This window comes from Pseudonocardia sp. MH-G8 (assembly GCF_002262885.1).
Taxonomy (GTDB): domain Bacteria; phylum Actinomycetota; class Actinomycetes; order Mycobacteriales; family Pseudonocardiaceae; genus Pseudonocardia.
On record NZ_NKYF01000001.1, the window covers coordinates 1,062,968 to 1,088,204 of the forward strand.

At 72.7% G+C, this 25,237-nt stretch carries 26 protein-coding genes and 1 tRNA gene; 14 read left to right on the top strand and 13 right to left on the bottom strand.

Annotated features, from left to right (window positions below):
* The first annotated feature begins 165 nt into the window (after positions 1–165).
* Complete coding sequence (locus tag CFP66_RS05055; protein WP_233159145.1) at positions 166–1,452, top strand: ankyrin repeat domain-containing protein; 1,287 nt, start codon at positions 166–168, stop codon at positions 1,450–1,452.
* 65 nt (positions 1,453–1,517) lie between these two features.
* Here the strand turns inward: CFP66_RS05055 and CFP66_RS05060 are convergent, their stop codons facing one another.
* Both CFP66_RS05060 and CFP66_RS05065 read right to left on the bottom strand, forming a co-directional pair.
* Positions 1,518–2,825, bottom strand: coding sequence for a dicarboxylate/amino acid:cation symporter (locus tag CFP66_RS05060; protein WP_233159146.1), 1,308 nt, complete (start codon positions 2,823–2,825; stop codon positions 1,518–1,520).
* A gap of 92 nt (positions 2,826–2,917) precedes the next feature.
* Positions 2,918–4,282 carry a cystathionine beta-synthase gene (locus CFP66_RS05065; RefSeq protein ID WP_094920685.1) on the bottom strand — a complete coding sequence of 455 codons (1,365 nt, stop codon included), beginning with the start codon at positions 4,280–4,282 and terminating at the stop codon, positions 2,918–2,920.
* Positions 4,283–4,508: 226 nt separating this feature from the next.
* Here CFP66_RS05065 and shbA point away from each other — a divergent pair, with 226 nt between their 5' ends.
* Positions 4,509–5,138, top strand: coding sequence for an RNA polymerase sigma factor ShbA (shbA, locus tag CFP66_RS49015; RefSeq protein WP_255413811.1), 630 nt, complete (start codon positions 4,509–4,511; stop codon positions 5,136–5,138).
* Positions 5,139–5,149: 11 nt separating this feature from the next.
* On the opposite strand, the gene CFP66_RS05075 is transcribed toward shbA, so the two are convergent.
* Positions 5,150–6,421 (bottom strand): RNA polymerase sigma factor, encoded by a 1,272-nt coding sequence (locus CFP66_RS05075; protein WP_094920686.1) that lies wholly within the window; start codon positions 6,419–6,421, stop codon positions 5,150–5,152.
* Positions 6,418–6,777 (bottom strand): YciI family protein, encoded by a 360-nt coding sequence (locus tag CFP66_RS49020; protein ID WP_094920688.1) that lies wholly within the window; start codon positions 6,775–6,777, stop codon positions 6,418–6,420. Before CFP66_RS49020 ends, CFP66_RS05075 begins: the two co-directional genes overlap by 4 nt.
* A gap of 181 nt (positions 6,778–6,958) precedes the next feature.
* Here CFP66_RS49020 and CFP66_RS05085 point away from each other — a divergent pair, with 181 nt between their 5' ends.
* Together CFP66_RS05085 and CFP66_RS05090 are read left to right on the top strand one after the other, a co-directional pair.
* Positions 6,959–8,179 carry an acetyl-CoA C-acetyltransferase gene (locus CFP66_RS05085; protein ID WP_094920689.1) on the top strand — a complete coding sequence of 407 codons (1,221 nt, stop codon included), beginning with the start codon at positions 6,959–6,961 and terminating at the stop codon, positions 8,177–8,179.
* Positions 8,180–8,279: 100 nt separating this feature from the next.
* Positions 8,280–8,900, top strand: coding sequence for an antibiotic biosynthesis monooxygenase (locus CFP66_RS05090; RefSeq protein WP_094921572.1), 621 nt, complete (start codon positions 8,280–8,282; stop codon positions 8,898–8,900).
* Between the two features lie 81 nt (positions 8,901–8,981).
* Here the strand turns inward: CFP66_RS05090 and CFP66_RS05095 are convergent, their stop codons facing one another.
* Positions 8,982–9,800: a Bax inhibitor-1/YccA family protein gene (locus tag CFP66_RS05095; RefSeq protein WP_094920691.1), complete on the bottom strand. Its 819-nt coding sequence runs from the start codon at positions 9,798–9,800 to the stop codon at positions 8,982–8,984.
* A 227-nt stretch (positions 9,801–10,027) separates the two neighbouring features.
* Between CFP66_RS05095 and CFP66_RS05100 the strand changes: the two genes are divergently transcribed.
* The 3 genes from CFP66_RS05100 to CFP66_RS05110 are packed head-to-tail and all read left to right on the top strand — an operon-like array spanning position 10,028 to position 11,176.
* A complete protein-coding gene (locus CFP66_RS05100) occupies positions 10,028–10,270 on the top strand; it encodes a hypothetical protein (protein ID WP_094920693.1) in 243 nt (80 codons plus the stop codon).
* Between the two features lie 16 nt (positions 10,271–10,286).
* The gene (locus CFP66_RS05105; RefSeq protein ID WP_094920694.1) at positions 10,287–10,760 is read left to right on the top strand and encodes an OsmC family protein; all 474 of its coding nucleotides are present in this window, start codon (positions 10,287–10,289) and stop codon (positions 10,758–10,760) included.
* A 26-nt stretch (positions 10,761–10,786) separates the two neighbouring features.
* On the top strand, positions 10,787–11,176 hold the full coding sequence (locus tag CFP66_RS05110) for a hypothetical protein (RefSeq protein WP_143517117.1): 390 nt from the start codon (positions 10,787–10,789) through the stop codon (positions 11,174–11,176).
* Positions 11,177–11,183: 7 nt separating this feature from the next.
* On the opposite strand, the gene CFP66_RS05115 is transcribed toward CFP66_RS05110, so the two are convergent.
* Positions 11,184–11,891 (bottom strand): alpha/beta hydrolase, encoded by a 708-nt coding sequence (locus CFP66_RS05115; protein WP_158228027.1) that lies wholly within the window; start codon positions 11,889–11,891, stop codon positions 11,184–11,186.
* A 110-nt stretch (positions 11,892–12,001) separates the two neighbouring features.
* Positions 12,002–12,838 (bottom strand): SAM-dependent methyltransferase, encoded by an 837-nt coding sequence (locus CFP66_RS05120; protein WP_094920700.1) that lies wholly within the window; start codon positions 12,836–12,838, stop codon positions 12,002–12,004.
* A 239-nt stretch (positions 12,839–13,077) separates the two neighbouring features.
* Here CFP66_RS05120 and CFP66_RS05125 point away from each other — a divergent pair, with 239 nt between their 5' ends.
* The gene (locus CFP66_RS05125) at positions 13,078–13,965 is read left to right on the top strand and encodes a helix-turn-helix transcriptional regulator (RefSeq protein ID WP_094920701.1); all 888 of its coding nucleotides are present in this window, start codon (positions 13,078–13,080) and stop codon (positions 13,963–13,965) included.
* Positions 13,966–14,101: 136 nt separating this feature from the next.
* Here CFP66_RS05125 and CFP66_RS05130 read toward each other — a convergent pair whose 3' ends face one another.
* Positions 14,102–14,341 carry a DUF397 domain-containing protein gene (locus CFP66_RS05130; protein ID WP_094921573.1) on the bottom strand — a complete coding sequence of 80 codons (240 nt, stop codon included), beginning with the start codon at positions 14,339–14,341 and terminating at the stop codon, positions 14,102–14,104.
* A 535-nt stretch (positions 14,342–14,876) separates the two neighbouring features.
* On the opposite strand from CFP66_RS05130, the gene CFP66_RS05135 reads away from it, so the two are divergent.
* Both CFP66_RS05135 and CFP66_RS05140 read left to right on the top strand, forming a co-directional pair.
* Positions 14,877–15,116 (top strand): hypothetical protein, encoded by a 240-nt coding sequence (locus tag CFP66_RS05135; protein ID WP_094920703.1) that lies wholly within the window; start codon positions 14,877–14,879, stop codon positions 15,114–15,116.
* 156 nt (positions 15,117–15,272) lie between these two features.
* Positions 15,273–16,118, top strand: a complete 846-nt coding sequence (locus CFP66_RS05140) for an SAM-dependent methyltransferase (protein ID WP_094920704.1) — start codon at positions 15,273–15,275, stop codon at positions 16,116–16,118.
* Positions 16,119–16,138: 20 nt separating this feature from the next.
* On the opposite strand, the gene CFP66_RS05145 is transcribed toward CFP66_RS05140, so the two are convergent.
* A complete protein-coding gene (locus tag CFP66_RS05145) occupies positions 16,139–17,029 on the bottom strand; it encodes a LysR family transcriptional regulator (protein ID WP_094920706.1) in 891 nt (296 codons plus the stop codon).
* A 131-nt stretch (positions 17,030–17,160) separates the two neighbouring features.
* On the opposite strand from CFP66_RS05145, the gene CFP66_RS05150 reads away from it, so the two are divergent.
* Genes CFP66_RS05150 through CFP66_RS05160 form a run of 3 tightly spaced genes read left to right on the top strand, consistent with a single transcriptional unit; the run spans position 17,161 to position 21,584 of the window.
* Complete coding sequence (locus tag CFP66_RS05150; RefSeq protein ID WP_233159147.1) at positions 17,161–18,375, top strand: MFS transporter; 1,215 nt, start codon at positions 17,161–17,163, stop codon at positions 18,373–18,375.
* Positions 18,372–19,649, top strand: a complete 1,278-nt coding sequence (locus tag CFP66_RS05155; protein WP_094920707.1) for an FAD-dependent oxidoreductase — start codon at positions 18,372–18,374, stop codon at positions 19,647–19,649. The genes CFP66_RS05150 and CFP66_RS05155 overlap by 4 nt, the downstream gene beginning before the upstream one ends.
* 30 nt (positions 19,650–19,679) lie before the next feature.
* A complete protein-coding gene (locus CFP66_RS05160; protein ID WP_094920709.1) occupies positions 19,680–21,584 on the top strand; it encodes an FAD-dependent monooxygenase in 1,905 nt (634 codons plus the stop codon).
* Here CFP66_RS05160 and CFP66_RS05165 read toward each other — a convergent pair.
* Positions 21,581–22,213: a maleylpyruvate isomerase family mycothiol-dependent enzyme gene (locus CFP66_RS05165; RefSeq protein WP_233159148.1), complete on the bottom strand. Its 633-nt coding sequence runs from the start codon at positions 22,211–22,213 to the stop codon at positions 21,581–21,583. The two genes, CFP66_RS05160 and CFP66_RS05165, sit on opposite strands and share 4 nt — an antisense overlap.
* A 138-nt stretch (positions 22,214–22,351) precedes the next feature.
* On the opposite strand from CFP66_RS05165, the gene CFP66_RS05170 reads away from it, so the two are divergent.
* The gene (locus tag CFP66_RS05170; RefSeq protein ID WP_094920712.1) at positions 22,352–22,711 is read left to right on the top strand and encodes a hypothetical protein; all 360 of its coding nucleotides are present in this window, start codon (positions 22,352–22,354) and stop codon (positions 22,709–22,711) included.
* Between the two features lie 13 nt (positions 22,712–22,724).
* Here the strand turns inward: CFP66_RS05170 and CFP66_RS05175 are convergent, their stop codons facing one another.
* From CFP66_RS05175 to CFP66_RS05185, 3 genes are all read right to left on the bottom strand, one after another.
* Entirely contained in the window at positions 22,725–23,762 is a 1,038-nt protein-coding gene (locus CFP66_RS05175) for an endonuclease/exonuclease/phosphatase family protein (protein ID WP_143517119.1), read from the bottom strand.
* Positions 23,763–23,852: 90 nt separating this feature from the next.
* Positions 23,853–23,926: transfer RNA gene (locus tag CFP66_RS05180), tRNA-Leu, on the bottom strand.
* A gap of 30 nt (positions 23,927–23,956) precedes the next feature.
* The gene (locus tag CFP66_RS05185; protein WP_158228028.1) at positions 23,957–25,237 is read right to left on the bottom strand and encodes an NAD(P)/FAD-dependent oxidoreductase; all 1,281 of its coding nucleotides are present in this window, start codon (positions 25,235–25,237) and stop codon (positions 23,957–23,959) included.

Consider the following 25,237-nt stretch of genomic DNA (forward strand, 5'->3'; position numbering starts at 1 on the left):
TCCACGCTGACGCGCCCCTCGCCGGGCGACGCACCCGCTATGCTGGTCGGGCGCCGCCGGGCGCGCCCTGTCCGCGGGGAAGGGACCATCCCACCGGCCGCACCACCCCGATTCCGGCCGGACCTCGGCCCGCCCACGCGGACACGGGCCGAACGAGGTTCGCCGATGCCCGTCCTCCCCGAGCGCCCGTCGCTGCCGCACCTGCGCAAGCAGGCCAAGGCACTGCGCCGAGCCCACGCCCTCCCGCTGCACCTGGCCCAGCACGAGCTCGCCCGCTCCTACGGGTTCGCCAGCTGGCCACGGCTCGTCCGCCACGTCGAGTCCATCGGGCTGCAGGGGGTCGAGCGGGCACTCGTGCTCGCCGACCCGGCCTCGCTGGCCCCGCTGCTGTCCGCCGACCCGGCCGCGGCCACGGCCCCCGTCGCCGGCCTCCCCCCGCTGCTGGTCCTGCTGCGCCGCGCCACGGGCGCGCCCGCGGACGTGCGCCGGTGTGCGGAGCTGCTCCTGGACGCCGGTGCCGACGCCGGGAATCGCACCGCCGAGGACGGCGGCGACTGGTACCGGTCGGCGCTGTTCGAGGCCGTCGAACGGCACGACCTCGCGCTCGCCCGGCTACTCGTCGCCCGTGGTGCCACCCCCGACGAGGACGCGTTCTACCACGCGTGCGAGCAGGCCGACCTCGGCTTCCTCGACCTGCTGCACCGCCCGGGGTTCGAGCGGCTCGTCCTCCACGCGCTCGACTTCGAGGACGCCGCCCGGCTCGGCTGGTTCCTCGACCGCGGCGTCGACCTGGACGCGCTCGGGGCCTTGCACTGGGCGGTCGGGCGCGGGCGCGGCGTGCCGATCCTCGAGATGCTCGTCGACGCGGGCGCGGGCGTCGACCGGCCGCACCCCCGCACCGGCGAACGTCCGCTCGCCGTGGCGGCCCGCTGCGGTCACCTCGCGGCGCACGACCTGCTCGCGGCGCGCGGGGCGACCGCGGAGCTGGATCCGGTCGCACGCGCCGTGCTCGCGGTCGCGCGCGGCGAGTCGGCGCAACTACCTGCGGCGCCACCGCCGCTGCCCGGTGTGCCCGGCGACGACCCCGGCTGGCTGCTCGGGCAGTTCGCGCAGCTCGGGCGCACGGAGGTCGTGCGAGCGCTGCTGGACGCGGGTGCGGCCGTGGACACCCGCGGTTGGAGCGGCTTCACCCCGCTCGACCAGGCCGCGATGCACGGCCGAACTGAGGTGGTCCGCCTGCTCGTCGAGCGCGGCGCCGACCTGGCCGACCGCGCGTTCGACGACGAGGGCCCCACGCCCCTGGACTGCGCGGTCTGGGGCGCTCGGGACAACCGGGCCGGCGACGGCGACTACGCCGGCACGGTGGCGCTCCTGCTGGCCGCAGGAGCCCCGACGACCCACGAACCGCCGACGGGCGATGCGGAGATCGACGCGCTGCTCACCCGCCCCTGATGGCAGCAAAGCCACTTTCCTGCCATCTGGTGGCGGGAAAGTGGCTCTGCTGCAACTCGCTCGGGCTACGCCGCGGAGGCCAGGGTCGGCGCGGGCTCGTCCTCTCGGAGCGGGTCGGCGCCGCGCGGGGCGCTGTAGCGCTCCATGTCGAGGATGCCCTCGCGCTTGGCCACGATCGTGGGCACCAGGGCCTGGCCGGCCACGTTGGTGGCGGTGCGCATCATGTCCAGGACCGGGTCGATGGCGAGCAGCAGCCCGACGCCGGCCAGCGGCAGGCCGAGCGTGGACAGCGTGAGCGTCAGCATCACGACGGCACCGGTCAGGCCCGCGGTGGCGGCCGAGCCGACCACCGAGACGAACACGATCAGCAGGTAGTCGGAGACGTCGAGCTGGACGCCGAACACCTGCGCCACGAAGATGGCCGCGAGCGCCGGGTAGATGGCCGCGCAGCCGTCCATCTTGGTGGTGGCGCCGATCGGCACCGCGAACGACGCGTACTCGCGCGGCACGCCGAGGTTCTGCTCGGTGACCCGCTGCGTGAGCGGCATCGTGCCCACCGACGAACGGGACACGAAGCCGAGCTGGATCGCCGGCCACGCGCCGGAGAAGAACTTCAGCGGGTTGAGCCCGTGGGCCCAGGCCAGCAGCGGGTAGACGACGAACAGCACGATCGCGCAGCCCACGTAGACGGCCGCGGTGAACGTCGCCAGCGGTGCGAGCAGGTCCCAGCCGTAGCTGGCGACGGCGTTGCCCAGCAGGCCGATCGTGCCGAGCGGGGCCAGCCGGATGATCCACCACAGGACCTTCTGGACGATCGCCAGCGCGGACTCGGTGAAGGCCAGGAACGGCGCGGCCTTCTCCCCCACCCGCAGCGCCGCGACCCCGACCACGATCGCCAGCACGACGATCTGCAGGACGTTGAACGAGAGGGTGCCGGTGCCCTCCTGGGCGTCGACGTCGATGCCGGCCCCGAGGACGTTCGCCGGGATCAGGCTGGTGAGGAAGTCGGTCCAGGAGCCCTGCGTGGACGGCGCCTCGGCGCCTGCGGTGTCGAGCGTGACGCCGCGGCCCGGGTTGACGACCAGTCCGAGCGTGATGCCGATGACGACCGCGATCAGCGAGGTGATCGCGAACCACAGCAGGGTGCGGGTGGCCAGCCGGGCAGCGTTCGCGACCTGCCGCAGCTGGGCGATGCTCACCACGATCGCGGTGAACACCAGCGGCGGCACGGCCACGCGCAGCAGGTCGACGAACGTGGAGCCGACGGCGTCGAGGGCGCCGGTCAGCCAGTTGTCCTCGCCCAGTCCACGGGCGACGACTCCCAGCGCGACGCCCAGCACCAGGGCGATGAGGATCTGGGCGCCGAAGGGCACCCGTCGGAGGCGAGCGAGCATTCATGTATCAATGCCCGCGCGGGAGCCTCGATTCCCACGTGACCTGTGAAGCGCGCCGCTTGCGCGCGACCTCAGCTGCCGAGGAACGCCAGCACGTCGGAGCGGGTCACCACGCCCGCAGGCTTGCCGTCCACCAGCACGAGCGCCGCGTCGGCGTCGGCGAACGCGCCCATCGCCGTGTCCAGGGGTTCGCCCGCACCGATCGTGGGCAGCGCCGCGGACATGTGCTTCTCGAGCCGGTCCGACAGCTGGGCCCGCCCGGTGAACAGCGCGTCGAGCAGGTCCCGCTCCACGACGGCTCCGGCCACCTCCGCCGCCATCACCGGCGGCTCGGCACGCACGACCGGCATCTGCGACACGTGGAACTCCCGCAGGTAGTGCACGGCGTCGGCCACGGTCTCGTTCGGGTGAGCGTGCACCAGGTCGGGCATCGAACCGTCCTTGCGCCGCAGCACGTCCCCGACCGTGGAGCCCTCCGTCGGCGGCATGAACCCGTAGCTGGCCATCCACTTGTCGTTGAACACCTTGCCGAGGTAGCCGCGCCCGCCGTCGGGCAGCAGGACGACGACCACCGCGTCCGGCGGCAGCTCGCGCGCCACCCGCAGGGCGGCCACCACCGCCATCCCGCAGGAGCCGCCGACGAGCATCGCCTCCTCGCGGGCGAGCCGGCGCGTCATCGCGAAGGAGTCGGCGTCGGAGACCGGCACGATCCGGTCGCAGATGTTCTTGTCGTAGGTGGTGGGCCAGAAGTCCTCGCCGACACCCTCCACGAGGTAGGGCCGCCCGCCCCCGCCGCTGTAGACCGATCCCTCGGGGTCGGCGCCGATCACCTGCACCCGGCCGTCGGACACCTCCTTGAGGTAGCGCCCCGTGCCGCTGATCGTGCCGCCGGTGCCGATGCCGGCCACGAAGTGCGTGATGCGCCCGTCGGTCTGCTCCCACAGCTCCGGCCCCGTGCCGAAGTAGTGCGACTCGGGGTTGTGCTGGTTGGCGTACTGGTTGGGCTTCCACGCGCCGTCGATCTCGCCGACGAGCCGGTCCGACACCTGGTAGTAGGAGTCGGGGTGGTCGGGGTCCACGGCCGTGGGGCAGACGACGACCTCGGCGCCGTACGCGCGCAGCACGTTGCGCTTGTCCTCGCTCACCTTGTCCGGGCAGACGAACACGCACTGGTAACCCTTGCGCTGAGCGATCATCGCCAGCCCGACGCCGGTGTTGCCCGAGGTCGGCTCGACGATCGTGCCGCCCGGCCGCAGCTCGCCGGATGCCTCCGCGGCCTCGACCATGCGCAGCGCGATGCGGTCCTTGACGCTGCCGCCCGGATTGAAGTACTCCACCTTCGCCAGCACGGGGGCCGAGATGCCCTCCGCGACGGCCCCGAGCCGGACGAGAGGCGTGTTCCCGACCAGGTCGGCGACGTGCTCGACGTAGCGCATGGGCACCATGGTCGCACCCGATGCCGCGCCACTCGGCGGTGACCGGGCCCCCATCGAGGCTGCGTGCGACGACAGGGCCGCACTCCGACCGTCCGAACGGAAGCGCGAGAGGCCGCGTACGGGCTACTGTTCGCCGTCGAGCATCGACCCTGTCGGGGGACGGGGGGCGGGAGCGCCGCACGTACGGCGAGCTCGAGGGGCCGATCGACCTGCAGGAGGGGTACCGGTGTCAGCCACCGGGGACGAGGTGATCGGGGTGGAGGGGGCCGACCGGGCCGAAACGAGCCGGTCGGCCCGTCGTGATGCCGAGTTGAACCGGCTCGCCGTCCTGGCCTCCGGCGGCGACCGCGCCGCGATGGAGGAGTTGCTGGGTCACATCCGACCCATGGTCGTGCACTACTGCCGGGCCCGCATCGGCCACGGGCAGCTCGGAGCCCAGTCGGCCGAGGACGTCGCCCAGGACACGCTGCTGGCCGTGAGCGGCGCCTTGGTGCGCTGGCGCCCCGAGAAGCGGGTGATGGCGTTCGTCCACGGCATCGCCGGCAACAAGGTGGTCGACGCCTACCGCGCCGCGGGCCGGGACCACTCCGTGCCCACGGACGTCGTACCCGACGCGCCGGACGTCGAGCACGGGCCGGAGCAGGCGGCACTGCGCCGCAGCCTGGTGGCGGAGCTGCGCGAGCTGCTCGACGAGCTCCCCGAGAACCACCGCGAGATCCTCGTGCTGCGGGTGGCACTGGGCATGAGCGCGGTGGAGACCGCGCACATCGTGGGGTCCACCCCCGGGGCCGTACGGGTGGCGCAGCACCGCGCGCTGACGAAGCTGCGCGAGTTCGCCGCGCAGCGCACGACCTGATCCTCCGACCGTCAACCGCGCTCCACCTCCGCGATCCTGCGCCGCAGGAACGCGCGTTCCGGCTCGTTGCCCACCAGGGCCAGCGCTTGCCGGTACGCGACCGCCGCCTCGGCGCGGCGGCCGAGCCGGCGCAGCAGGTCGGCCCGGGCGGCGGGCAGCAGGTGGTAGGCGCACAGGCGCTCGTCGGCGGACAGCGCGTCGAGCAGGACCAGCCCGGCCGCCGCGCCGTCGCGCATCGCCACCGCGACGGCGCGGTTGAGGGCTACCAGCGGCGACGGGGCGACGTCGCCGAGCACGTCGTAGAGCGCCACGATCTGCGGCCAGTCGGTGGTCGCGACGTCGGCCGCCTCGTCGTGCAGCGCCGCGATCGCCGCCTGCAGCGCGTACTGGCCGGGTCGGGCCCACCGATCGCTCGACCCGGGGCTCAGCGCCTCGACCACCAGGAGACGGCCCTCCGCGATGCGCTGGGCGTCCCACAGCGAGCGGTCCTGGTCGTCGAGCAGCACCAGGTCGCCGGAGGGCGCGATGCGCGCCTCGCGCCGGGCATCGACGAGCAGGAACAGCGCCAGCAGGCCTGTGACCTCCGGCTCCTGCGGCAGCAGCCGGTGCAGGATCCGGGCCAGCCGGATCGCCTCCGCCGCCAGGTCGGTCCGCACGAGGGCCGGTCCCGCGCTCGCCGCGTAGCCCTCGGTGAAGATCGCATAGAGCACGCGGAGGACACCGGGTAGGCGATCGGCCAGCTCGTGCGCCTCGGGCACCCGGAACGGGATCCGCGCCAGCCTGATCTTGCGCTTGGCCCGCACGATCCGCTGCGCCATGGTGGCCGCCGGCACCAGGAACGCCCGCGCCACCTCGGCCGTCGCGAGGCCGGCGAGGCAACGCAGCGTCAGCGCCGTCTGCGCCTGGAGCGGCAGGGCCGGGTGGCAGCAGGTGAAGAACAACCGCAGCCGCTCGTCGGGCACGTCCCCGTCCGTGTCCCCGCCGGCAGCAGGGGTCGGCTCGTCGCGGTCGACCTCGGCCTGCAGCACCGCGAGGCGCGCGGCGTACGCCTTGTCGCGGCGCAGCCGGTCGACGGCCCTGCGTCGCGCGGTGGTGAGCAGCCACGCGCCCGGCCGCCGGGGCACGCCGTCGACGGGCCAGCGCTCCAACGCGGCCGCGACGGCGTCCGAGGCGACGTCCTCGGCCAGGTCGAGGTCTCCGAACTGGCGCACGAGCGAGGCGAGCAGCCGGCCCCGCTCCTCGCGGAAGGCCGCTTCGACGGGACCGGCCGCCCCGGCGCTCACGGCTGCTCGAACTCCATGACCGGCCGCACCTCGATCCGGCTCCCGTGCTGCGCGCCCGGGCAGCGAGCCGCCCAGTCGAGTGCGGCATCGAGGTCCGGGACGTCGAGCAGGTAGTAGCCGCCCAGCATCTCCCGGGTCTCGGCGAACGGCCCGTCGGTGACGATCCGATCCCCGTCCTCGCGCACCTCCACCGTGGTGGCCGTCTCGACGCCCTGCAGAGCGTCGCTCGCGATCCGCACCCCGGCGTCGGCGATGGCCTTCTCGTAGGCCCAGTACTCGTCCAGCACCCGCTGGACGGCTTCCTCGGACGACGGCTGGACGTCCTGCGCCCCGTAGATCAGCAGCATGTACTTCATCTCGGCTCCCTCGTGTCGCCGGTGGCCGGATCACCACCAGCATGACGACGAACGAGGCCGCAGGGAATCGACACAGCGCTCGGGGACGTGCGGCACAGCACCCCGTCACAGCGCTCCCGCTGCCGGTTACCGGCACGTAGGCTCAGGCCGACAGCCACCGCCAGCGCGAGGAGAGACGACGATGCCCGAAGCCGTGATCGTCGCGGCCGCCCGGTCCCCGATCGGGCGCGCCTTCAAGGGTTCGCTCACCACGATCCGCCCCGACGACCTGACCGTGCAGATGGTGCGCGCCGCCCTCGCCCAGGTCCCCCAGCTCGACCCGGCCGACATCGACGACCTCATGCTCGGCTGCGGTCTGCCCGGCGGCGAGCAGGGCTTCAACATGGCGCGGGTCGTCGCCGTGCTGCTCGGTCACGACACGCTGCCGGGTACCACGGTCACCCGGTACTGCTCGTCCTCGCTGCAGACCACCCGGATGGCGCTGCACGCGATCAAGGCGGGCGAGGGCGACGTCTTCGTCTCCGCGGGTGTGGAGACGGTGTCGCGGTTCGCGAAGGGCAACTCAGACTCCCACCCCGACACCCACAACCCGGTCTTCGGCGACGCCGAGGACCGCACCCGGCACATCGCCGAGAACGGCGCCGACGACTGGAACGACCCGCGCGGCGACGAGCACCTGCCCGACGTCTACATCGCGATGGGCCAGACCGCGGAGAACCTCGCCCGGCTCAAGGGCGTCACCCGCGAGGACATGGACCGCTTCGGCGTCCGCTCGCAGAACCTCGCCGAGAAGTCCATCGCCAACGGGTTCTTCGCCCGCGAGATCACCCCGGTCGCACTGCCCGACGGCTCCGTGGTCGAGAAGGACGACGGCCCCCGCGCCGGCGTCACCTACGAGGGCGTGAGCCAGCTCAAGCCGGTGTTCCGCCCCGACGGGCGGGTCACGGCAGGCAACTGCTGCCCGCTCAACGACGGTGCGGCCGCGCTCGTGATCATGTCCGACACCAAGGCGGCCGAGCTCGGTATCACCCCGCTCGCCCGCGTGATCTCCACCGGCGTCTCCGGGATCTCGCCGGAGATCATGGGCCTCGGCCCGGTGGACGCCTCGACGCAGGCGCTGGCCCGCGCGGGCATGTCCATCGACGACGTCGACCTCGTCGAGATCAACGAGGCCTTCGCCGCGCAGGTCCTGCCCTCGGCCCGCGACCTCGGCATCGACGAGGAGAAGCTGAACGTCAACGGCGGCGCCATCGCGCTCGGCCACCCGTTCGGCATGACCGGTGCCCGCATCACCACCACCCTGCTCAACGGCCTTCGCGCGCACGACAAGACGATCGGCCTGGAGACCATGTGCGTCGGCGGCGGCCAGGGCATGGCGATGGTGCTCGAACGGCTGAGCTGAGGCGCGAACGGGGCATTGCCGGGCCGGCGGCTCAGGAGGATCGTGGCTGCTCGCCGGCAGCGCCGCCGGGGTGCTGCCCCGATCCGTGAGGGGGTGGGTCGTGCACGCACGCTCCACCACGATCCGCGCGCACCCGGAGTCGATCGACGCGGGCATCGCGCACGTCCGCGACGAGGTCATGCCCATGGTGCTGGGCATGGAGGGCTGCACCGGCATGTCCATGCTCGTCGACCGCAGGTCGGGCCACTGCATCGTCACCACCGCGTGGCAGTCGATGGAGGCGATGCAGGACAGCGCCGACGGGGTGCGGTCGGCCCGCGAGCGCGCCGCCGAGATGCTCGGCGGCAGACCGCAGGTCGACGAGTGGGAGGTCGCGGTCATGCACCGCGACCACACCTCGACCCCCGGCGCCTGCGTCCGCGTCACCTGGGTGCGGATGCAGCCCGACCAGGTCGAGCACGGGATCGACGTCTACCGGATGGCGATCCTGCCGGCCACACAGGAGTTCGAGGGGTTCTGCAGCGCCAGCCTCATGGTGGACCGCACGGGCGGCTACGCCGTCTCGTCGGTGACGTTCGACAGCCGCGAGGCCATGGAACGCAGCCGCGCACGTGGCGAGGAGCTGCGTGAGCACAGCGCCGGGGAGGCGGGCATCGAGATCATGGAGGTCGGCGAGTTCGAGCTCGCGATGGCCCACCTCCGCGTGCCCGAGATGGCCTGACGCGACAGGGGTCCGACACGACAGCGGCGCCCGCCCCCTTGCCGGGGACGGGCGCCGTGGTCGGTCAGGAGCGGCCGGAGGTCAGTCCGATCGCAGGTAGCTCAGCAGCCGCAGGATCTCGATGTACAGCCAGACCAGCGTGGTCATCAGGCCGAAGGCGATGTACCAGCCGAACTTCGCCGGCGCACCCTCGCGCACGGCCCGGTCGGCCATGTCGAAGTCGAGCAGCAGGCTGAACGAGGCGACGCCGATGCAGACGATGCTGAACAGGTAGGCCAGCGGGGAGCCGTCGCGCAGGCCGAGACCGCCGGTGGTGAAGAAGCTGACCACCAGGTTCACGATCATCAGGACGAGGACGCCGAACATCGCGCCCATCAACCACTTCGTGAACTTCGGGGTGACCCGTACCGCGCCGGTCTTGTAGACCACCAGCATCCCGACGAAGACACCGGCCGTGCCGACGACGGCCTGGAAGCCGATGCCCTGGAACTGCGTACCCGACATCTCCAGCGCGCCCGTGATGCCACCGAGGGCGACGCCCATGGCGGCCGAGTAGGTGAGCACGAGGCCGGGGTTGCTGCTCTGCTTGAAGATGACGACGAGCGCGGCGACGAGGCCGACGACGAACGCCGGGAGCGTCAGCCAGAACGCCCCGCTGAGCACCGTGAGGACACCCGTGACGAGCGCGAGGCCGGCGGTGATCGCCGTCTTCGTGACGACGTCGTCCATCGTGAGGGCGCGCTCGCCCGCTCCGGCCTTCCCGTAACCCGCCTGCGCGGCCTGGGTGTCGGCGTAGGCGGCAGCACCGCCCATCGCCCCGCCCTGGCGGTCGAACGTGGCGTAGCCGCCGCCCTGCCCGGCGGGCAGGTTGCGGAACGCCGGGTTGCTACTGGTGCGCACCTGGGTCCTCCTCGGAAGCGGATTCGTGCATCCGTGCTGTACAACGCGGGAGTGCCCTGCGGCGTTCCCCCTCGGTAAAGGTCACTTTACTGCGATTCGGTCACGGACCGGAGCTCGCGTCCTCGGACGGCGCGCGACCCGTTCGGGCGGCCTGTCCCGGGTGCGGCCGCGCGCGGTGACCTCTACGCTCCGCCTCCTGACCCGATGAGTGCCGGAGGTGTCGCGCGATGTGGGCGTTCCTGTCCGCCCGGCTGCGGATGTGGCTGATCCTCGCGCTGGTGGCGCCGTTGCTCGGATGGCTCCTCGGCCGGATCGGCGACATGATCGAGGCCAGGCGCGGCCCCAACACGCTCAGCACGGTGCTGCAGAAGGGACGGGGTTGGCTGCGCGGCCGGTCCCGTGGCCCGCTGGCCCCGCGCCGGCCGGGCGACCCGGCGAGCGTGCGGGACGCCGGCGCGCCGGCCCGCTGATCCCGCGAGCCACCGGATGACCGACCCCGTCCACCTGTTCCGCGCGCACTGCTCCTGGACGGGCTCGACCGGAGCCGGGCACGAGGAGTACGCACGCACGATCCGGGCCGGGGCGCCGCCCGCCGAGGCGGAGCTCACGCTCTCGTCCGATCCTGCCTTCCTCGGCGACGCGGCGCTGCTGAACCCCGAGCAGCTCCTGGTGCTCGCCGTCGCGTCCTGCCAGCTACTGGCGTTCCTCGCCGTGGCTGCGCGGGCCCGCGTCGATGTCCGCGACTACCGCGAGGACGCCACCGCCACGATGTCGCAGGCGCACCGGCCGATCCGGCTGGACGAGATCGTGCTGCGACCTCGGATCACGCTGGTGGCCGGCCCGACGGAGGAGCGGGTGCGTCATCTGGTCGAGGTGGCCCACCGCGAGTGCTTCGTCGCCCACAGCGTCGCCACCCCGATCCGGATCGAACCGCTGATCGCCTTCGTCGAGCCGGCGTGACCGGCGGCCGGGCGATGATGCGGACGATGACCGGTGTGCTGCGCACGGCCGTTCCGCTCGCGGCCCTCACCGTCCTGCTCTCGTGGCTCGTGCTGCCCGCGGACTGGAGCGCCGTCCCCACGGCTGACCCGCAGACCTACGCCTCCCCCGTCACGGCGGGACACTGGACGGCCGCCGCCGTCGCGGTCGCGGTGCTCGCCGTCGCGGGCGGGTACGCGAGCGGCGCGGGGGCGGCGCTGCTGGGCGTCGCACTGCCCGCGGTGGCGCTCTACTGCTACCGCAGCGCCACGGCCGAGGTGATCGGCGCGAACCTCTGGCCGGTCGGCGCCCTGTTCCTCACCCCGCCCGTCGTCGCCGGTGTCGCCGGCGCCGCGGTGCTCGGCCGGGCGGTGCGCCGGCGCCGCGAACGGGCGTGAGCGGCGCTCAGCGGGTGACCGGCTCCCGGCCCAGGGCCAGCTCGGCCCGCAGCACACCCGCGAGCTGGGCAGGCCGGGACAGGAACGGCGAGTGGGCGGTCGCCATCCGCAGTACCCGGCCCGCGCGTTCTGCCATCGCCTCCTGCGCGCGCACCGGGATCGCCGCGTCGCGCTCGCAGACCACGTAGGTGCTGGGGATCGTCCGCCACGCCGCCCGGGTGAGGCGCTGCTCGAACGCGGCCAGGGCGTGGTGGCCCAGCCGGGCGACGGCACCGCGCGCGGCGCCGTCGCGCACGTCCGTGTAGAGCACCTGCGCCGGTTGCCGCGGGTCGACGTACCCCTCGGCCTCGTGCACGTCCCACCAGGACGGGGGCACGCCACCGACCGCCCCGAGCACCGACTCCCCGATGTCGAGCTGGAAGCCGCTCAGCGACACCAGCCCGACGACGTTGGCCAGGCCGGCCAACCCCTCGCTCGCGGGCGCCGCGCCGTAGGAGTGCGCGCAGACCACCACCGGACCGTCGATGCCGCCGGCCGCGGCGCGCACGACGGCGGCGTCGGCGTGCAGGTCGCCGAGCGCCGCCGGATCCGGGCCGACGGACGGCAGCTCGACGGTGCGCACGTCCAGGTCCGACAGTTCGGCGACGACCCCGCGCCACGCCCACGCCCCGTGCCATGCGCCGGGTATCAGGACCAGCGTGGGCGTCGACGGCATCGCAGACCTCCAAGGGGAGGCGCAAGTCCACCGGTACCGCACATCGACGGGCAACATCACTTCCGGGGAGCGGAAGCGTGGTTGCCCGCCGATCCAGGGGGATCAGGTGGTCAGGGTTTGCGGCCCACCGCGCCGGCGATGCAGTAGGACACGGTGGGCAGTTCCTTGACGCGCGGGCCGTCCGGCCACCAGTCGGCGCACAGGACCAGGCCGGGCTCGACCAGCTCGAGGCCCGCCAGCATGCTCTCGATCTGCGCGCGGGTACGGAACGCACCACTGCCCATCGGGCTGTGGATGAATACCTCTTCCATCTTTCGGGCCAGCGCGCTGTGCTCACTGGTCTCTGGATCGAAGAAGTGACTCAATGCCACATAGGAGCCGGACGGCAGTGCGTCGATGTACTCCTGCATGATCTCGCCGTAGCGGTCGCCGGTGTAGTGGTGCATCGTGCCGCACTGGTACAGCGCAATGGGCTCGGAGAAATCGAGGTGCTTGCGCACGACCTCGTTCTCGAGCACCTGCCGCGGTTCGAAGATGTCGGCACCGATGAGGTGCGTCTGGTCGTTCTCCTCGAGCAGCGCGCGCCCGTGCGCGAGGACGACCGGATCGTTGTCCACGTACACCACGGACGACTCGGGCAGCAGGCGCTGCACGATCTGGTGCGTGTTCTCGGCCGTGGGCAGCCCGGACCCGCAGTCCAGGTACTGCGTGATGCCGGTCTGGCCGGCGATGAAGCGGCTGGACCGGATCAGGAACTCGCGGTTGTCCCACCCGAGCTGGGTGGCCTCGGGGGCCACCTGCTGGATCCGGTGCAGGACCTCACGGTCGATCTCGTAGTTGTCCTTGCCGTTCAGGAAGGCGTCGTACACGCGTGCGACACTGGCCTTCGACACGTCGATGTAGGCCGGAACCGACTCTTCGGACGCGGAAGCCTCAGTACTGGGCACGCTCGCTCCACCATGTAGTTGATCAACGGTAGTAGTCGTTCACGGAAACCGGCCGTGCGACGGCGAGCCGAGTGTAGGGCAACGAGTGATCAGGTAGAAGCTCGGACGTGATCCTTCGCGAGTGGTCCGCGACGTGTACGGTCGTCGTCCAACACTGTGCAGGTCCTCCCCTTCCGCAATCCGACGGGAGCGGGGAGGATCGGAACGACGACAGTCGATGGTGCGCGAGGGAGGAGCCGATGGCTGAGGGCGGCCGCGCGGAGTCCAGCACGGACGAGCCCGCACGCGGTGTCACCGCGCGCCGGATCGTGCTCGGCACGCAGCTGCGTCGCCTCCGGGAGGCCGCGGGCATCTCGCGCGCCGACGCCGGCTACGTCATCCGGGCCTCGGACTCCAAGGTCTCGCGCCTCGAGCTCGGCCGGGTCGCGTTCAAGGAACGCGACGTCGCCGACCTGCTCAGCACCTACGGCATCACCGACACCGAGGAACGCGACGTCTTCCTCGAGATGGTTCGCAGGGCGAACGAGCCGGGTTGGTGGCGCCGCTACACCGACGTGATCCCGAGCTGGTTCCAGGACTTCGTCGGCCTGGAGGAGTCGGCGGCCCGGATCCAGACCTACGAGCTGCAGTTCGTGCCCGGCCTGCTGCAGACCGAGGCCTACTCCCGGTCCGTGCTCACCCGCGGCAGGCCCGACTACGCGCCGCCGGAGACGGAGCGCCGGATCGTCCTGCGCACGCAGCGGCAGAAGCTGCTCACCAGCCCGTACCCGCCCCGGCTGTGGGCGGTTCTCGACGAGTCCATCCTGCACCGCCCCATCGGCGGGCGTCGGGTGCTGCGCGAGCAGCTCGACTTCCTCCTCGCGCAGTCGAAGCAGCCGCACGTCACGATCCAGATCGTGCCGCACCAGCTCAGCGGGTACGCCGCGGAGAACCCGTTCCAGCTCCTGCGGTTCGCCGAACCCGAACTCCCCGACGTCGTGTACATCGAGCACCTCGGCGGCGCGATCTTCCTCGACGGCGTGGAGGAGATCGAGATCTACAGCCGGGCCCTCGACCGCCTCGCCGTCGACGCGGAGACGCCGGACCGCTCACGACAGATGCTGGCGAAGATCCTCAGCGAGATGTAGCGAGCGAGAAGCAGGAACGGCAACCGCCGCACACGCCGATACGGCCCGCCTCCGCCGACGCTCCCGATCAACGGGGAGCGTGAGCAGGAACGGGCCACCGGGCACCGGTGGGACGCCGAGCGGCGCCCCGTGATCGTCAGCGGGCCGCGCGCTCGCCGAACTCGCCGTGCCATGCGCCCTGCAGGAACGCCGTCCACTCGTCGGGGGTGAACACGAGCGCGGGGCCGGCGGGCTGGCGCGAGTGGCGCACCGCCACCTGGCCGCCGTCGAGCATCGCCACCTCGACGCAGGCGTGCTGTCCGCTGAACGTGCTCTTCCGCCAGTCCGCGCCCTCGACCTGCAGCGCCGGCACCACGGTGCGCTCTTCGTTGACCATCTCGATCACCTTTCCGATGGGGAGCCGGACGGGCTCTCGGCGTGCTCACGATAGCAAGCTGCATATGCACGTGCATATGGATTGAGCAACTGAGACGGGCAACAGCACCCGATCGGTGGCCCTCGATCGAGCTTCCAGTCCCCTGACCTGGGGCGTTCAGCACAGCGGAGCGCAACCGACCCCACGCGAGATGCACGCTCGCTTGCACGTGCGGTTTGCGTCTGCACGTGCAGACATGCACGTGCAGACACAACTTGCATCTGCAGCCCGTAGCGGTCACACTGCTCTCTGTGTTCGACATCTCACTGTCGGCACACCACAGAGGGAACGGGTGGCATCCGCCGCCCGACGAGCGCTTCGGGCTCGTCGCGCCCGAGCCGAGAGGCCCGGTGCGGCAGCACCCGGTGAGCACGGAGCGCGCACCGGCGAGAGGAGCAGCGGTGTTGCGCGGAACGGCGAGGGGGAGCTCGCGAGCGGGACAGGAACGCAGACACCGTGCGCGACCTACCGGTCTCCCCGACCAGAAGCTCGCGTGATGGGCGCGCCACCGGTGGCCCACGAGTCGAACGACCAGATCCGGAGCGTCGCCGAGGTCCTCTCGGCCACGCTCAGCACGTCGGCCGTGCGCCACATCCTCGCCGAACACAGCCCGGACGCCACCGGCCACTGCCGCGGCTGCCGGTTCCCCACCACCGCGGCGCCGGTCTGGCCGTGTCGGCTGTGGGAGATCGGCAAGGAGATGGAGCGGCTCCGCGAACCGCGCACACGGCGGTAGCACCTCCTGTGGCGGACGGGCCGGGTGACATTGCGTGAGCAGCCATGCTCACGCGTCCCCGCCCCGTTCCCGCCCGGGTTTCCGCCCGGTTTCCACCACAGTGGGCGTCCCACTACTCTCGGTGCCGCCTACGGGACCGAACCAGTGGAGCTGCCCATGTCGAGGGATGCCGATCCGAACGCGCCGGTCGGTGTCGACCCCAAGCGGGCGAGCGTCGCGCGCCTCTACGACTTCCTGCTCGGCGGCAAGGACAACTACCAGATCGACCGGCAGGCGGCCGCCGAGCTCGCCGCCGCGATCCCGGACGTGGTCCAGATCGCCAAGGAGAACCGGTCGTTCCTCACCCGGATGGCCCGCTTCATCGCCGGCCAGACCGACGTGGTGCAGTATCTCGACCTCGGCTCCGGGCTGCCCACTGCCGAGAACGTCCACCAGATCGTGCAGCGCATCAACCCCGAGTCGAAGGTCGTCTACGTCGATCACGACCCGGTCGTCCTCGCCCACGGCAGGGCACTGCTCGAGGAGAACGAGCAAACCCGTCTGGTCGGCGCGGACATCTTCGACCCGAGCAGCGTGCTCGACAACGACGTGGTCCGCAGCCACCTGGACTTCGCGCAGCCGATCGCCCTGTTCTGCCTCGCCACCCTGCACAACCACAAGGGTGAGCGGGACGAGCCCGCCAAGGCGATCCGGCAGTATGTCGAGGCGTTGCCGTCCGGGTCGTACGTCGCGATCTCCCACCTCTACGACCCGGGCGCGGAGGACAGCGGCCCGATGCGCCACCTCGAGGACGCTGCCGCACGAGGCGCGCTCGGCGCCGGTACCGCCCGGACCAAGGCCGAGATCCTCGAGTTCTTCGAAGGCCTGGAGCTCATCAGGCCGAATGCCACCACCGAGCCCGACGTCATCGAGCTCGTGAGGTGGTGGCCCGACGGCCCCCGGTTCAAGCCGGTCGGCCTCGCGCAGCGCGCCATCGCAGGAGGAGTCGCCCGCAAGCGCTGAACGCGCCGGGCCCTCGCGCGTCAGGTGCCCGCCTCCGGTGTGGAGGCGCACATCGCCTGGAACACCTCGTCGACGACGAGCCGTGTGGCCGTCTGCCGGACCACGAACGTCTCGAGGTCGGTGCCCGGTTCGGTCAGCAGGTGCCACGACCAGCCCGGCAGGAGCCGGCTCGCGCTGTGCTCGGTCAGGATGACCAGGTCGGCGCGTGCGGTGTCGGCGCACTGCCGGGCGTGCTCGGTGTAGCTGGCGAACTGCCAGTCGGGGCTGATCTCCTGCTCGTGGGCGCGGGTGGTGAGCTGGTCGTGGCCGACGGCCAGCTGGTTGCGCGCGTGGACGAGCACTCGGCGGCGGTGCAGGTGCCGCATCGGCCAGCTCCCGCCACCACCACCGTCACCACCGGCGCCGGGCCGCACGGCCACGCCGTAGGGCTCGTTGCGGACCCGGCGGGCGGTCAGCGACGGGGGCGGGCTCTGGTGGACCAGGGCGATGTCGAGCCGGCCCGCCCGCAGGTCGCGGAGCTGGGTGGCGCTGTCGGCGTCCGTGCAGCTCAGCCTCGCCCGCGGGACCGCGTCAGCGACGGAGTCGAGCAGGGGTGTGAGCCACGAGCCGGGCAGCCCGGGGGCGAGTCCGACCTCCACCGACTCGGTGATCGGGGCTGCCGTCCTGGCGACGTCCCTCGCTGCGCCGACCATCCCGAGGATGGACTTGGCGTGCGGTAGGAGTGCGGCACCCGCGGCCGTCACGGTCATCCCGACCGGCGTGCGCTGGAACAGCGGTACCCCCACGTCGCGCTCCAGCCGGTGCATCTGGCGCGTCAGCGCGGGCTGGGAGATCCGGAGGCGGGCCGCGGCCCTGGTCAGGGTCCCCTGCTGGGCGACCTCGACGAAGGACTCGAGTTGCCGCACATCCATGCATCCAGGTTATGCCGCGGCCTCAGGAGTCGGTATTGGACGCCGGGCTGCGCGGGTCCGCAGGCTGGGCGCCGACGCCGGGACGCCTCCCCTCCCGGCCCGTCGACGCCGATGGGAGCTCTGGAGGATCCATGACGTCCGCTGTCTCTGCACGATTGGCCACGCGGCCCGGGTACCGGTGGGTGGTGCTCGCGGTGTGCTGGGCCGCGTTCACCATGACCTCCGCTGATCGTGCGACCTGGGGGCCCGCGGCGGGAGCCGTCGGCGCGGACCTCGGCGTCCCGGTCGCCGCCCTGGGCGTGTTCGCCACCTGCTACTACGTCGGCTACGTCGTGTCGGTGGCCACCTGGGGCTTCCTCGCCGACTGGGTGGGAGCGCGGCTGACCGTCGCGCTCAGCATCGCCCTGTCCGGTGCGTTCATGATCGGCTTCGGTGAGGTCCGGTCCCACGCCTGGGGCCTGGCCCTGCAGCTGCTGATCGGGCTGTGCGCGGGCGCCGAGGTCGGCGCCGGGAGCAAGCTGATCACCGTGTGGTTCGGCTCGGCACGGCTCGGCACCGCCATGGGCGTCTTCATGACGGCGACCTCCCTCGGGCTGGTGATCGCCAACGCGATCGTGCCCACGCTCGTCCAGGAGTTCAGCTGGCGCGCCAGCTACCACCTCTTCGGCGCGGTGTCGATCGCCCTCGGCGTCGCCGCCTACATCCTCATCAGGATGCCGGCGGGGGCCGCGACGAGGGCCACCGGCCGGGAAGGCCTGCCCGATCTGCGGCCGCTCCTGCACAACCGGGACCTGGTGCTGCTCGCCCTGGCCGGCTTCGGAGCGCTGTGGGGCACCTACGGGTTCATCACCTGGTCGAACCTGTTGATGGTGAAGGGGATCGGGATCTCCCCGGTGACGGCCGGCATCGTCGTCGTGGTGTTCGGCTCGGTGGCGATCTTCTCCAAGCCCCTGATCGGGGTCGTCTCCGACCGGGTCCGGCCCAGCCGCCAGGCCCTCTCCGCCTGGATCCTCGTCGCCTTCGCCGCAGCCCTGATCGCGTTCAGCTTCGCCCGGACCCCGTTCGCGTTCCTGCTGATCGCACCCCTGCTCGGGCTCGCCGCCTACACCTACAGTCCGCTCATGATGGCCATGATCCCGACGGCGTCCGGGACGAGGCTCGCCGGGAGCGCGACCGGCGGCGTCAACGCGTTCTGGCAGCTCGGCAGCGCGATCGTGCCGACGGTGCTGGGGCTGGTGTTCGCCACCAGCGGCTCGTTCCACGTCGCGTTCCTCGCGCTGGCGGCCGGGCCGGCGCTGGCGATCATCCCGCTGCTCCTGATCGGCCGGGGAGGGCGGACGGCGTGAGACCGCACTACGAGGTCATCGTGGTCGGCGGGGGTTCCGCAGGCGTGGCGGCCGCGATCGGCGCGGCACAGGCCGGGCGCAGCGTGCTCGTGCTCGAGCGCGGGCCCTGCCTCGGCGGCGCCGCGACCCTGCGCAACGTGGTCACCTACTGCGGGCTCTACACCCGCGAGGAACGTCGCCAGGTCGTGCACGGGGTCGCCGGTGGGCTGTTGGAGCGGCTGCGCCGGGAGGGGGCGGTGTCCCCGCCGATCCGGTTCAACGCGGTCACGGTCGTGTTCGACCCGGAGGCGGTCAAGCACCACCTCGACCGGATGTGCCTGGACGCCGGGGTCGAGGTCCTGCTGCACTCCATGGTCGTGGGGGCGACGACCGAGGGACGCCGGATCACCGGTGTCACCGTGGCCGACCACCGCGGCCTGCACGAGCTCACCGCCGACGCCTTCGTCGACGGCAGTGGGGAGGGCGATCTGGCCGCGCACGCCGGGGCGCAGGTGCGCTACGGCAACGACGGGTGGGTGCAGAACGGGACCCTCGGCGTCCGGTTCGGCGGGATCCCGCGCGAGGTCGAGATCGACGTCGCGAGGGTCGGCGACGCCGTTCGCCGGGCCAAGCAGGAGGGCGTCCGCGGCCTGCTCGCCGAGAGCGGCCTGGTGGCGCGGATGCCGGTATCCGGGGACGTCATCACCTACGTCGCCGACGAGGGCTACGACGCCACCGACGCCGCGGACGTCAGCCGGGCCGAGCGCGGTGCCCGGCACCAGGCGTGGGCCTACCTGGAGGCGCTGCGCCGGGTACCGGGTTGCGAGGACGCCTACATCGTCTCGACCGGGCCCGAGCTGGGCACCCGGGAGTCGCGGCACGTCGAGACCCGGCGCCGGCTGACCGAGCCCGAGGTGGCCGATCCCGCGCCGCCGGCCGCCGACACGGTGGCGATCGGGGCCTGGCCGATGGAGTACCACCGGGTCGCCGGGCAGCCGTCGGAGTGGACGTTCATCGGGGGCCCTGGCTACTACGGCATCCCGCTGGATGCGCTGCGCTCGGTGGACCGGGACAACCTGCTGGTCGCCGGGCGCGCCATGGACGGGGACCGGGGAGCCGGCGCGTCGCTGCGCGCGATGGGCACCGCCTTCGCCACCGGGCACGCCGCCGGCGTCGCCGCCGCCCTCGGCGGCGGTGCCGGACCGGCCGAGGTCATCGCCGAGCTCGAGCGCCAGGACGCGCGGCTACCGTCGGTGCCGGTCGCCGGAACCGGCCCGGCCACGACGTCCACCTGAGCTCCTACCCACGTCCAGGGGGATCGGATCATGCAGTTCTACCTCGATGGCTACCGGCCCGGCGACCCGCTCGTCGAGGACCCGCACCCGTCGGTCGCGCAGCGGCCGGAAGGCCTCCCGGAGGAGACGGACGTGCTGATCGTCGGTGGCGGCCCCGCCGGCCTCGTGCTGGCGGCACAGCTGGCCCGCTTTCCCGAGATCAGCACGGTGGTCGTCGACCGCAGGCCCGGGCCCCTCGAGGTGGGCCAGGCCGACGGGGTCGCGTGCCGGACGTTGGAAATGCTGGAGGCGTTCGGGCTGGCCGACCGGCTGATCGAGGAGGCGTACGCGGTCAACGAGGTCACCTTCTGGCGCCCCGCCCCCCGGGACCGCACCAGGATCGTGCGCACCGGCCGCATCGAGGACGTCGAGGACGGCCTGTCCGAGATGCCGCACGTGATCCTCAACCAGGCGCGGTTGCTCGAGCACCTGCGCCGGCACATGCGGCGCTCGGCCGCGAAGGCCGAGCCCTTCTACGGACTGCACGTCGACGACGTCCAGGTGGGTAGCGGCGACGTCGAGCACCCCGTGACCGTGACGCTGCGGCACCTGGACGAGCAGGGCGGCACCGACCGGGCCTCGACGATCCGGGCCCGCTACGTCGTCGGCTGCGACGGCGCGCGCAGCCGCACCCGCGAGGCGATCGGGCGCGAGCTGGTCGGCGACCGGACGGACCAGTCCTGGGGAGTGCTGGACGTCCTGGCCGTCACCGACTTCCCCGACATCCGGCTGAAGTCCGCCATCACCTCCGCGCAGGGCAGCATCCTCGTCATCCCGCGGGAAGGCGGGTACCTGGTGCGGCTCTACGTCGAGCTGGACAACGCCCGCGACGCCGAGATGCTCCGCCGCGGCGCCACGCCGGAGGAGCTGGCCGCGGTGGCCAACCGGATCCTGCACCCGTACACGCTCGAGGTGCGCGACGTCGGTTGGTGGGCGGTGTACGAGATCGGTCAGCGCCTCTGCGAGAGGTTCGACGACGTCCCGGCCGAGGACGCCGACACGCGCCTGCCCCGGGTGTTCATCGCCGGGGACGCCTGCCACACGCACAGCGCGAAGGCCGGCCAGGGCATGAACGTGTCGATGGCCGACGCCTGGAACCTCGGCTGGAAGCTGGCCTCGGTGCTGCGCGGCACGGCGCGAGCGGAGCTGCTGCACACGTACTCGGCGGAGCGCCAGGAGGTGGCCCGGGAGCTCATCGAGTTCGACCGCGAGTTCTCCGCGCTGTTCCGCGCCCGCCCCGACGGGTCCACCGGGGGCGACCCCGCCGAGTTCCAGCGGTACTTCCGCGACCAGGGACGGTTCACCGCGGGCGTCGCGGTCCGGTACGGCCCCTCGCTGATCACCGCCGGGGCACCGGCGCAGCACCTCGCCGCGGGGTTCCCGGTCGGGATGCGGTTCCACTCCGCGCCCGTCGTCCGGCTGGCCGACGCCCGCCCCGTGCACCTGGGGCACGCAGCCCGGGCCGACGGCGCCTGGCGCCTCTACGTCTTCGCCGACCGGTCGGACCCGACCGCGGACGGCTCCCCGTTGCGGGACCTGTGCACGTTCCTCGCTTCGGGCGCCTCGCCGATCACCCGGTTCACCCCGCCGGGCGCCGACAGGGATTCCTTGATCGATGTTCGAGCCGTCCTGCAGCAGGGGCATCGTGACGTGGCGGTCGACGCACTGCCGCCGGTCCTGCTCCCGCGCAAGGGCCGCTTCGGGCTCGTCGACTACGAGAAGGTGTTCTGCCCCGACCCGGCGAACGACGTCTTCGACCTGCGCGGCGTGGACCGGGACGCGGGTTGCGTGGTCGTGGTCCGCCCCGACCAGTACGTCGCGCACGTCCTGTCCCTCGACGCGCACGAGGCGCTCGCGGACTTCTTCGGCGACATCCTCGTCGACGCGACCCGCTAGATCCGCTGCCGGATCGTCGGCACGCCGTCGCCGGTGAGCTCGTCGAGGCAGGCACGCCGGCCCGCGAGGACCATCACGAGCGCCTCCGTGCTCCCCCGCACCGACGGCCCGTTTCCGCTGGTGAACGGCCCGTCCGTCGCCTCGAGGTGCAGCCCCTCTGCCACCGTCCGGCTGTTCACGGCGAAGTTCTTCGCCGCGAAGAACTCCGCGACCGCGGTGGTGGCCTCGATCGCCGGCACGCGGGTGAGCCCCAGCGGGCGGCGGACGTCCTGCCCGTGCACGACGACCTCGCCCAGCCAGGCGGCCGTGTGCCCGGACGGCGCGCGCGTGAGCGGAACAGCCGCTCGGAACCGGGAGAGGGTCTCCGCGGGCGTCGCGCCGCGGTGCTCGTCGAGGCGGCGCCGGTTGTGCACGTCGGCGCGGAAGCCCGCGCCGGCCATGCTCAGGATCCAGCGGGCGGGGGTCATGTGCGCGGCGGACGTCAGGTGCGCCACCGTCTCCTCGACGGTCCAGGGAGCGCACAGCGAGGGCCTGGCCCATTGCGCCTCCGTCAGGGCGTCGAGATCCTCGGCGAGGTCGGCACGGGCGGCGTGGATCAGGCCCTGCAGGGCCTCACGGGTGTCTGTCACGACGATGAGACGCAGCCCCGCGCGCAGATTCATCGCCCGTTGCGCGTCCCCCGTGTGCAGCGGGAGCGAGCGGCCGTGCGGGGGTGCTAGCTTCCGCGCTCATGCGATGCCGCTTCGTCCCGGCCGGCTGGTTCTGACGTGGCCACGATCGAGGACGTGCGGAGCCTGGGCTCGAGCCTGGAGCGCTCGTACCAGGTGTACGTCCGGGGCAGCCTGAAGTTCCGCGTCAAGCAGATCGTCTACGTCGCGTTCTCGCTCGACGAGACGGAGATGGGTTTCGCGTTCCCGAAGGAGGAGCGGGCGGCGCTCGTCGCGGCGCAGCCACACCGTTTCCACCTGCCCCGGCCGTCGGAGCTGCGGTTCAACTGGGTGGAGGCCGACCTCGCCGCCCTCGACGCGGCGGAGGCACGCGAGTTCGTGGTCGACGCCTGGCGCATGGTCGTGCCGAAGAAGCTCTCCCGCGCCTACGACCTCGCCCATCCCGACGGACCGGGGTGACCCGCTGATCGGCTCAGTTCGGGACGCGGACCCGGGCCACCACGGCGCGGTGGTCGCTGCCGGCCAGCTCGTGGACCACGAAGTCCTCTGCCGCGATCGGGTCGGTGACCAGGACGTGGTCGATCTGCGCACCGAACCAGCTCGGCATCCAGGTCGGCCAGGTCGGCTGTAGACCCCGCCCACGCTGCGCGGCGATGTCGGAACAGCCGGCGGTGGCATCTCGCAGCGCTGAATGGTCCAACGTGGCGTTGAAGTCGCCGGCGACGATCGTCGGGGTGCTGTCGGTGCAGTACCGCGCCAGCGCACCCAGATCAGACCTCCACTCCGAGACGTCGCTGAGGCGCGGTGCCACCGCGTGGAACGCCACGAACCGCGTTGCGCCCAGCCCGCCGCCCTCGATCTCCACGATCGGGAACTGCGTCGACCTGTCGACGGTGGCCCGCACGTCACCGAGGTGCGCGGCGGCGAGCACCGTCACCCCGAAGACGTCGGTGACGCCGTCGGAGTCGGTCCCGGTTGCGGTGATCATGCGGTAGCCCAGGGGCTCGACCAGCGGCGCGAGCCGATCCCGGTACCACGGCCCGACCTCGATGAGCGCACCGAGATCGGGCCGCTCCGTGCGGATGAGCTCCGCCAGCCCGGTGGGGTCCGCCGAACCGTCCAGCGTGTTGGCGGCCAGCACGGTGAACGGCCGCCCGCCGCCGGACGGCAGCAGTCCGGCTTGCGCGCGGGGAGCGGTGATCGCGACACCGACGATCAGGACGGCCAGCAGCGCCACGGCGGGCAGGATCAGCCGCCGGACGCGCCACGAGAGCCCGGCCAGGACCAGCACCAGCGCTGCCAGGCCACAGAGCACGTACGGCCGGAACGACACGAGCTGGGCGAACGGGGCGAACCGGTCGATGCGCAGGAGGTCGGGCAACGCCAGCAGGCCGACCCCGATGACGAGTCCGACCTCCACCGCGCCGGGGCGCATCCGGCGGCGCCGAGGCGGGCCGGCCGGCGACAGTCCGGCCGTGGGGTGGAACCCGGGGTCAGGCAGTGAACTCACGCGGTGAGTCTTGCGTGCGGTACCTGTGGATGCGGTGAGTGGAGATCACCGAGCCTCGGCCGTCCATCAGTGGCCCACCAGGCGACGGGGTGCCCCCGGTGGGATTCGAACCCACACTGTGACCCTTTTAAGGGGCCTGCCTCTGCCGGTTGGGCTACGGGGGCCGTGCCGGCGACAGACTACGGCGGCCGTGCTCAGGCGTTCACCGACGCGGGGCTGCGCTCCCACGCCCGCGGCGCGGCCGGCGCGGTCCACCCGCTCGCGAACGCGCGCCGGCGCAGCGCCGGCACCGCCGCGCACAGCCGGAAGAACGCGCGGGTCGCCGCCGTCGCCGCCGCGCCCGGGGTGAGCAGTTGCTCGGCCTGCCCCACCGCGTACCGCACGGCGGCGGTCCCGTAGTCGCGCATCTCCGCCTCGTACTCGCCGAGAGCGTCCGGCAGCGCGCGGTCGCCGCGGGCGGCGGCCGGGAGGAGCCTGCTCAGCAGGTGCGCGTCGCGCAGAGCGGTGTTGCCGCCGAGCCCGCCGATGGGCGGCATCACGTGGACCGCGTCGCCGAGGACCGTGACGGCGCCACTGGGCCAGACCGGCACGGGCGGCGCGGCACGGAAGGCGACGGCGCTGCGGCTCTCCGGGTCGGCGCCGGCGAGCGCGCGCCGCAGGTCCGGGTGCCACCCGGCGACGAGGACGTCCACGACGGCACGCAGCGCGGCCGCGTCGAGCTCGGTGACATCGGACGGGAACACCTCGGCCCTGGCGACCAGCGCGCACAGCACGTAGGGCCGGGCGCCGGTGGCGGCAGGCGGCTCGAACACGGAGGTGAACAGGAAGCACGGGGCATTCGGCTGCACCGCGTTCATGCCCGTGCCCAGCCGGCCCAGCGACGCTCGCGCATCGTCGTCGTCGAGCCAGATCTTGTGCGCGACGCCGACCACTCCCGCGTCCACGGGAACGGCCTGCGGCAGCAACTGCCCGCGGACCCGCGAGGCCGGCCCGTCCGCGCCCACCAGGACGTCGCCGACCGCCGTGCTCCCGTCGGCGAAGCGCGCCTCGACCCGCCCGTCGGATCGCTGCTCGTAGCCGACGAACTCGGCCCCGAACCGCACGACGTCCTCCAGCCCGCCGGTCAGCAGGCGACGCAGCGTCGCACGGTCGGCCGCGTAGTGGCCCTCGCTCGCCTCGGCGGCGTCCGGATACATGATCGTCTCTTCGACCACCATCAGCTGCCGCAGCTGCTCGGTGAGGAACCCGAAATCGCCGCCCGGGCCCGCGGTCGCGAGGAACTCCTGCCAGGCGCCGGCGGGCAGGAGCGCGTTCAGCGCCCGCGCGCCCGTCGGGTTGATGTGGATGCGGTATCCCTCCCAGCGACTCCCCACCGCGCGGTCACGCTCGTGCACGGACACCTCCACCCCGGCGCCCCGCAGGCCGTGGGCAAGGGCCAGCCCTCCGATACCGCCGCCGATGACCAGAACGCGCAC

Bases quoted from the DNA above. Each gene is read 5' to 3' on its own strand.
- CFP66_RS05145 (WP_094920706.1), bottom strand. From the start codon at position 17,029: ATGGATGTGCGGCAACTCGAGTCCTTCGTCGAGGTCGCCCAGCAGGGG.
- CFP66_RS05135 (WP_094920703.1), top strand. From the start codon at position 14,877: ATGGGCGCGCCACCGGTGGCCCACGAGTCGAACGACCAGATCCGGAGC.
- CFP66_RS05140 (WP_094920704.1), top strand. From the start codon at position 15,273: ATGTCGAGGGATGCCGATCCGAACGCGCCGGTCGGTGTCGACCCCAAG.
- CFP66_RS05055 (WP_233159145.1), top strand. From the start codon at position 166: ATGCCCGTCCTCCCCGAGCGCCCGTCGCTGCCGCACCTGCGCAAGCAG.
- CFP66_RS05160 (WP_094920709.1), top strand. From the start codon at position 19,680: ATGCAGTTCTACCTCGATGGCTACCGGCCCGGCGACCCGCTCGTCGAG.
- CFP66_RS05115 (WP_158228027.1), bottom strand. From the start codon at position 11,891: ATGCCGTCGACGCCCACGCTGGTCCTGATACCCGGCGCATGGCACGGG.
- CFP66_RS05105 (WP_094920694.1), top strand. From the start codon at position 10,287: ATGACCGACCCCGTCCACCTGTTCCGCGCGCACTGCTCCTGGACGGGC.
- CFP66_RS05065 (WP_094920685.1), bottom strand. From the start codon at position 4,282: ATGCGCTACGTCGAGCACGTCGCCGACCTGGTCGGGAACACGCCTCTC.
- CFP66_RS05085 (WP_094920689.1), top strand. From the start codon at position 6,959: ATGCCCGAAGCCGTGATCGTCGCGGCCGCCCGGTCCCCGATCGGGCGC.
- CFP66_RS05150 (WP_233159147.1), top strand. From the start codon at position 17,161: ATGACGTCCGCTGTCTCTGCACGATTGGCCACGCGGCCCGGGTACCGG.
- CFP66_RS05110 (WP_143517117.1), top strand. From the start codon at position 10,787: ATGACCGGTGTGCTGCGCACGGCCGTTCCGCTCGCGGCCCTCACCGTC.
- CFP66_RS05100 (WP_094920693.1), top strand. From the start codon at position 10,028: ATGTGGGCGTTCCTGTCCGCCCGGCTGCGGATGTGGCTGATCCTCGCG.
- CFP66_RS05125 (WP_094920701.1), top strand. From the start codon at position 13,078: ATGGCTGAGGGCGGCCGCGCGGAGTCCAGCACGGACGAGCCCGCACGC.
- CFP66_RS05130 (WP_094921573.1), bottom strand. From the start codon at position 14,341: ATGGTCAACGAAGAGCGCACCGTGGTGCCGGCGCTGCAGGTCGAGGGC.
- CFP66_RS49020 (WP_094920688.1), bottom strand. From the start codon at position 6,777: ATGAAGTACATGCTGCTGATCTACGGGGCGCAGGACGTCCAGCCGTCG.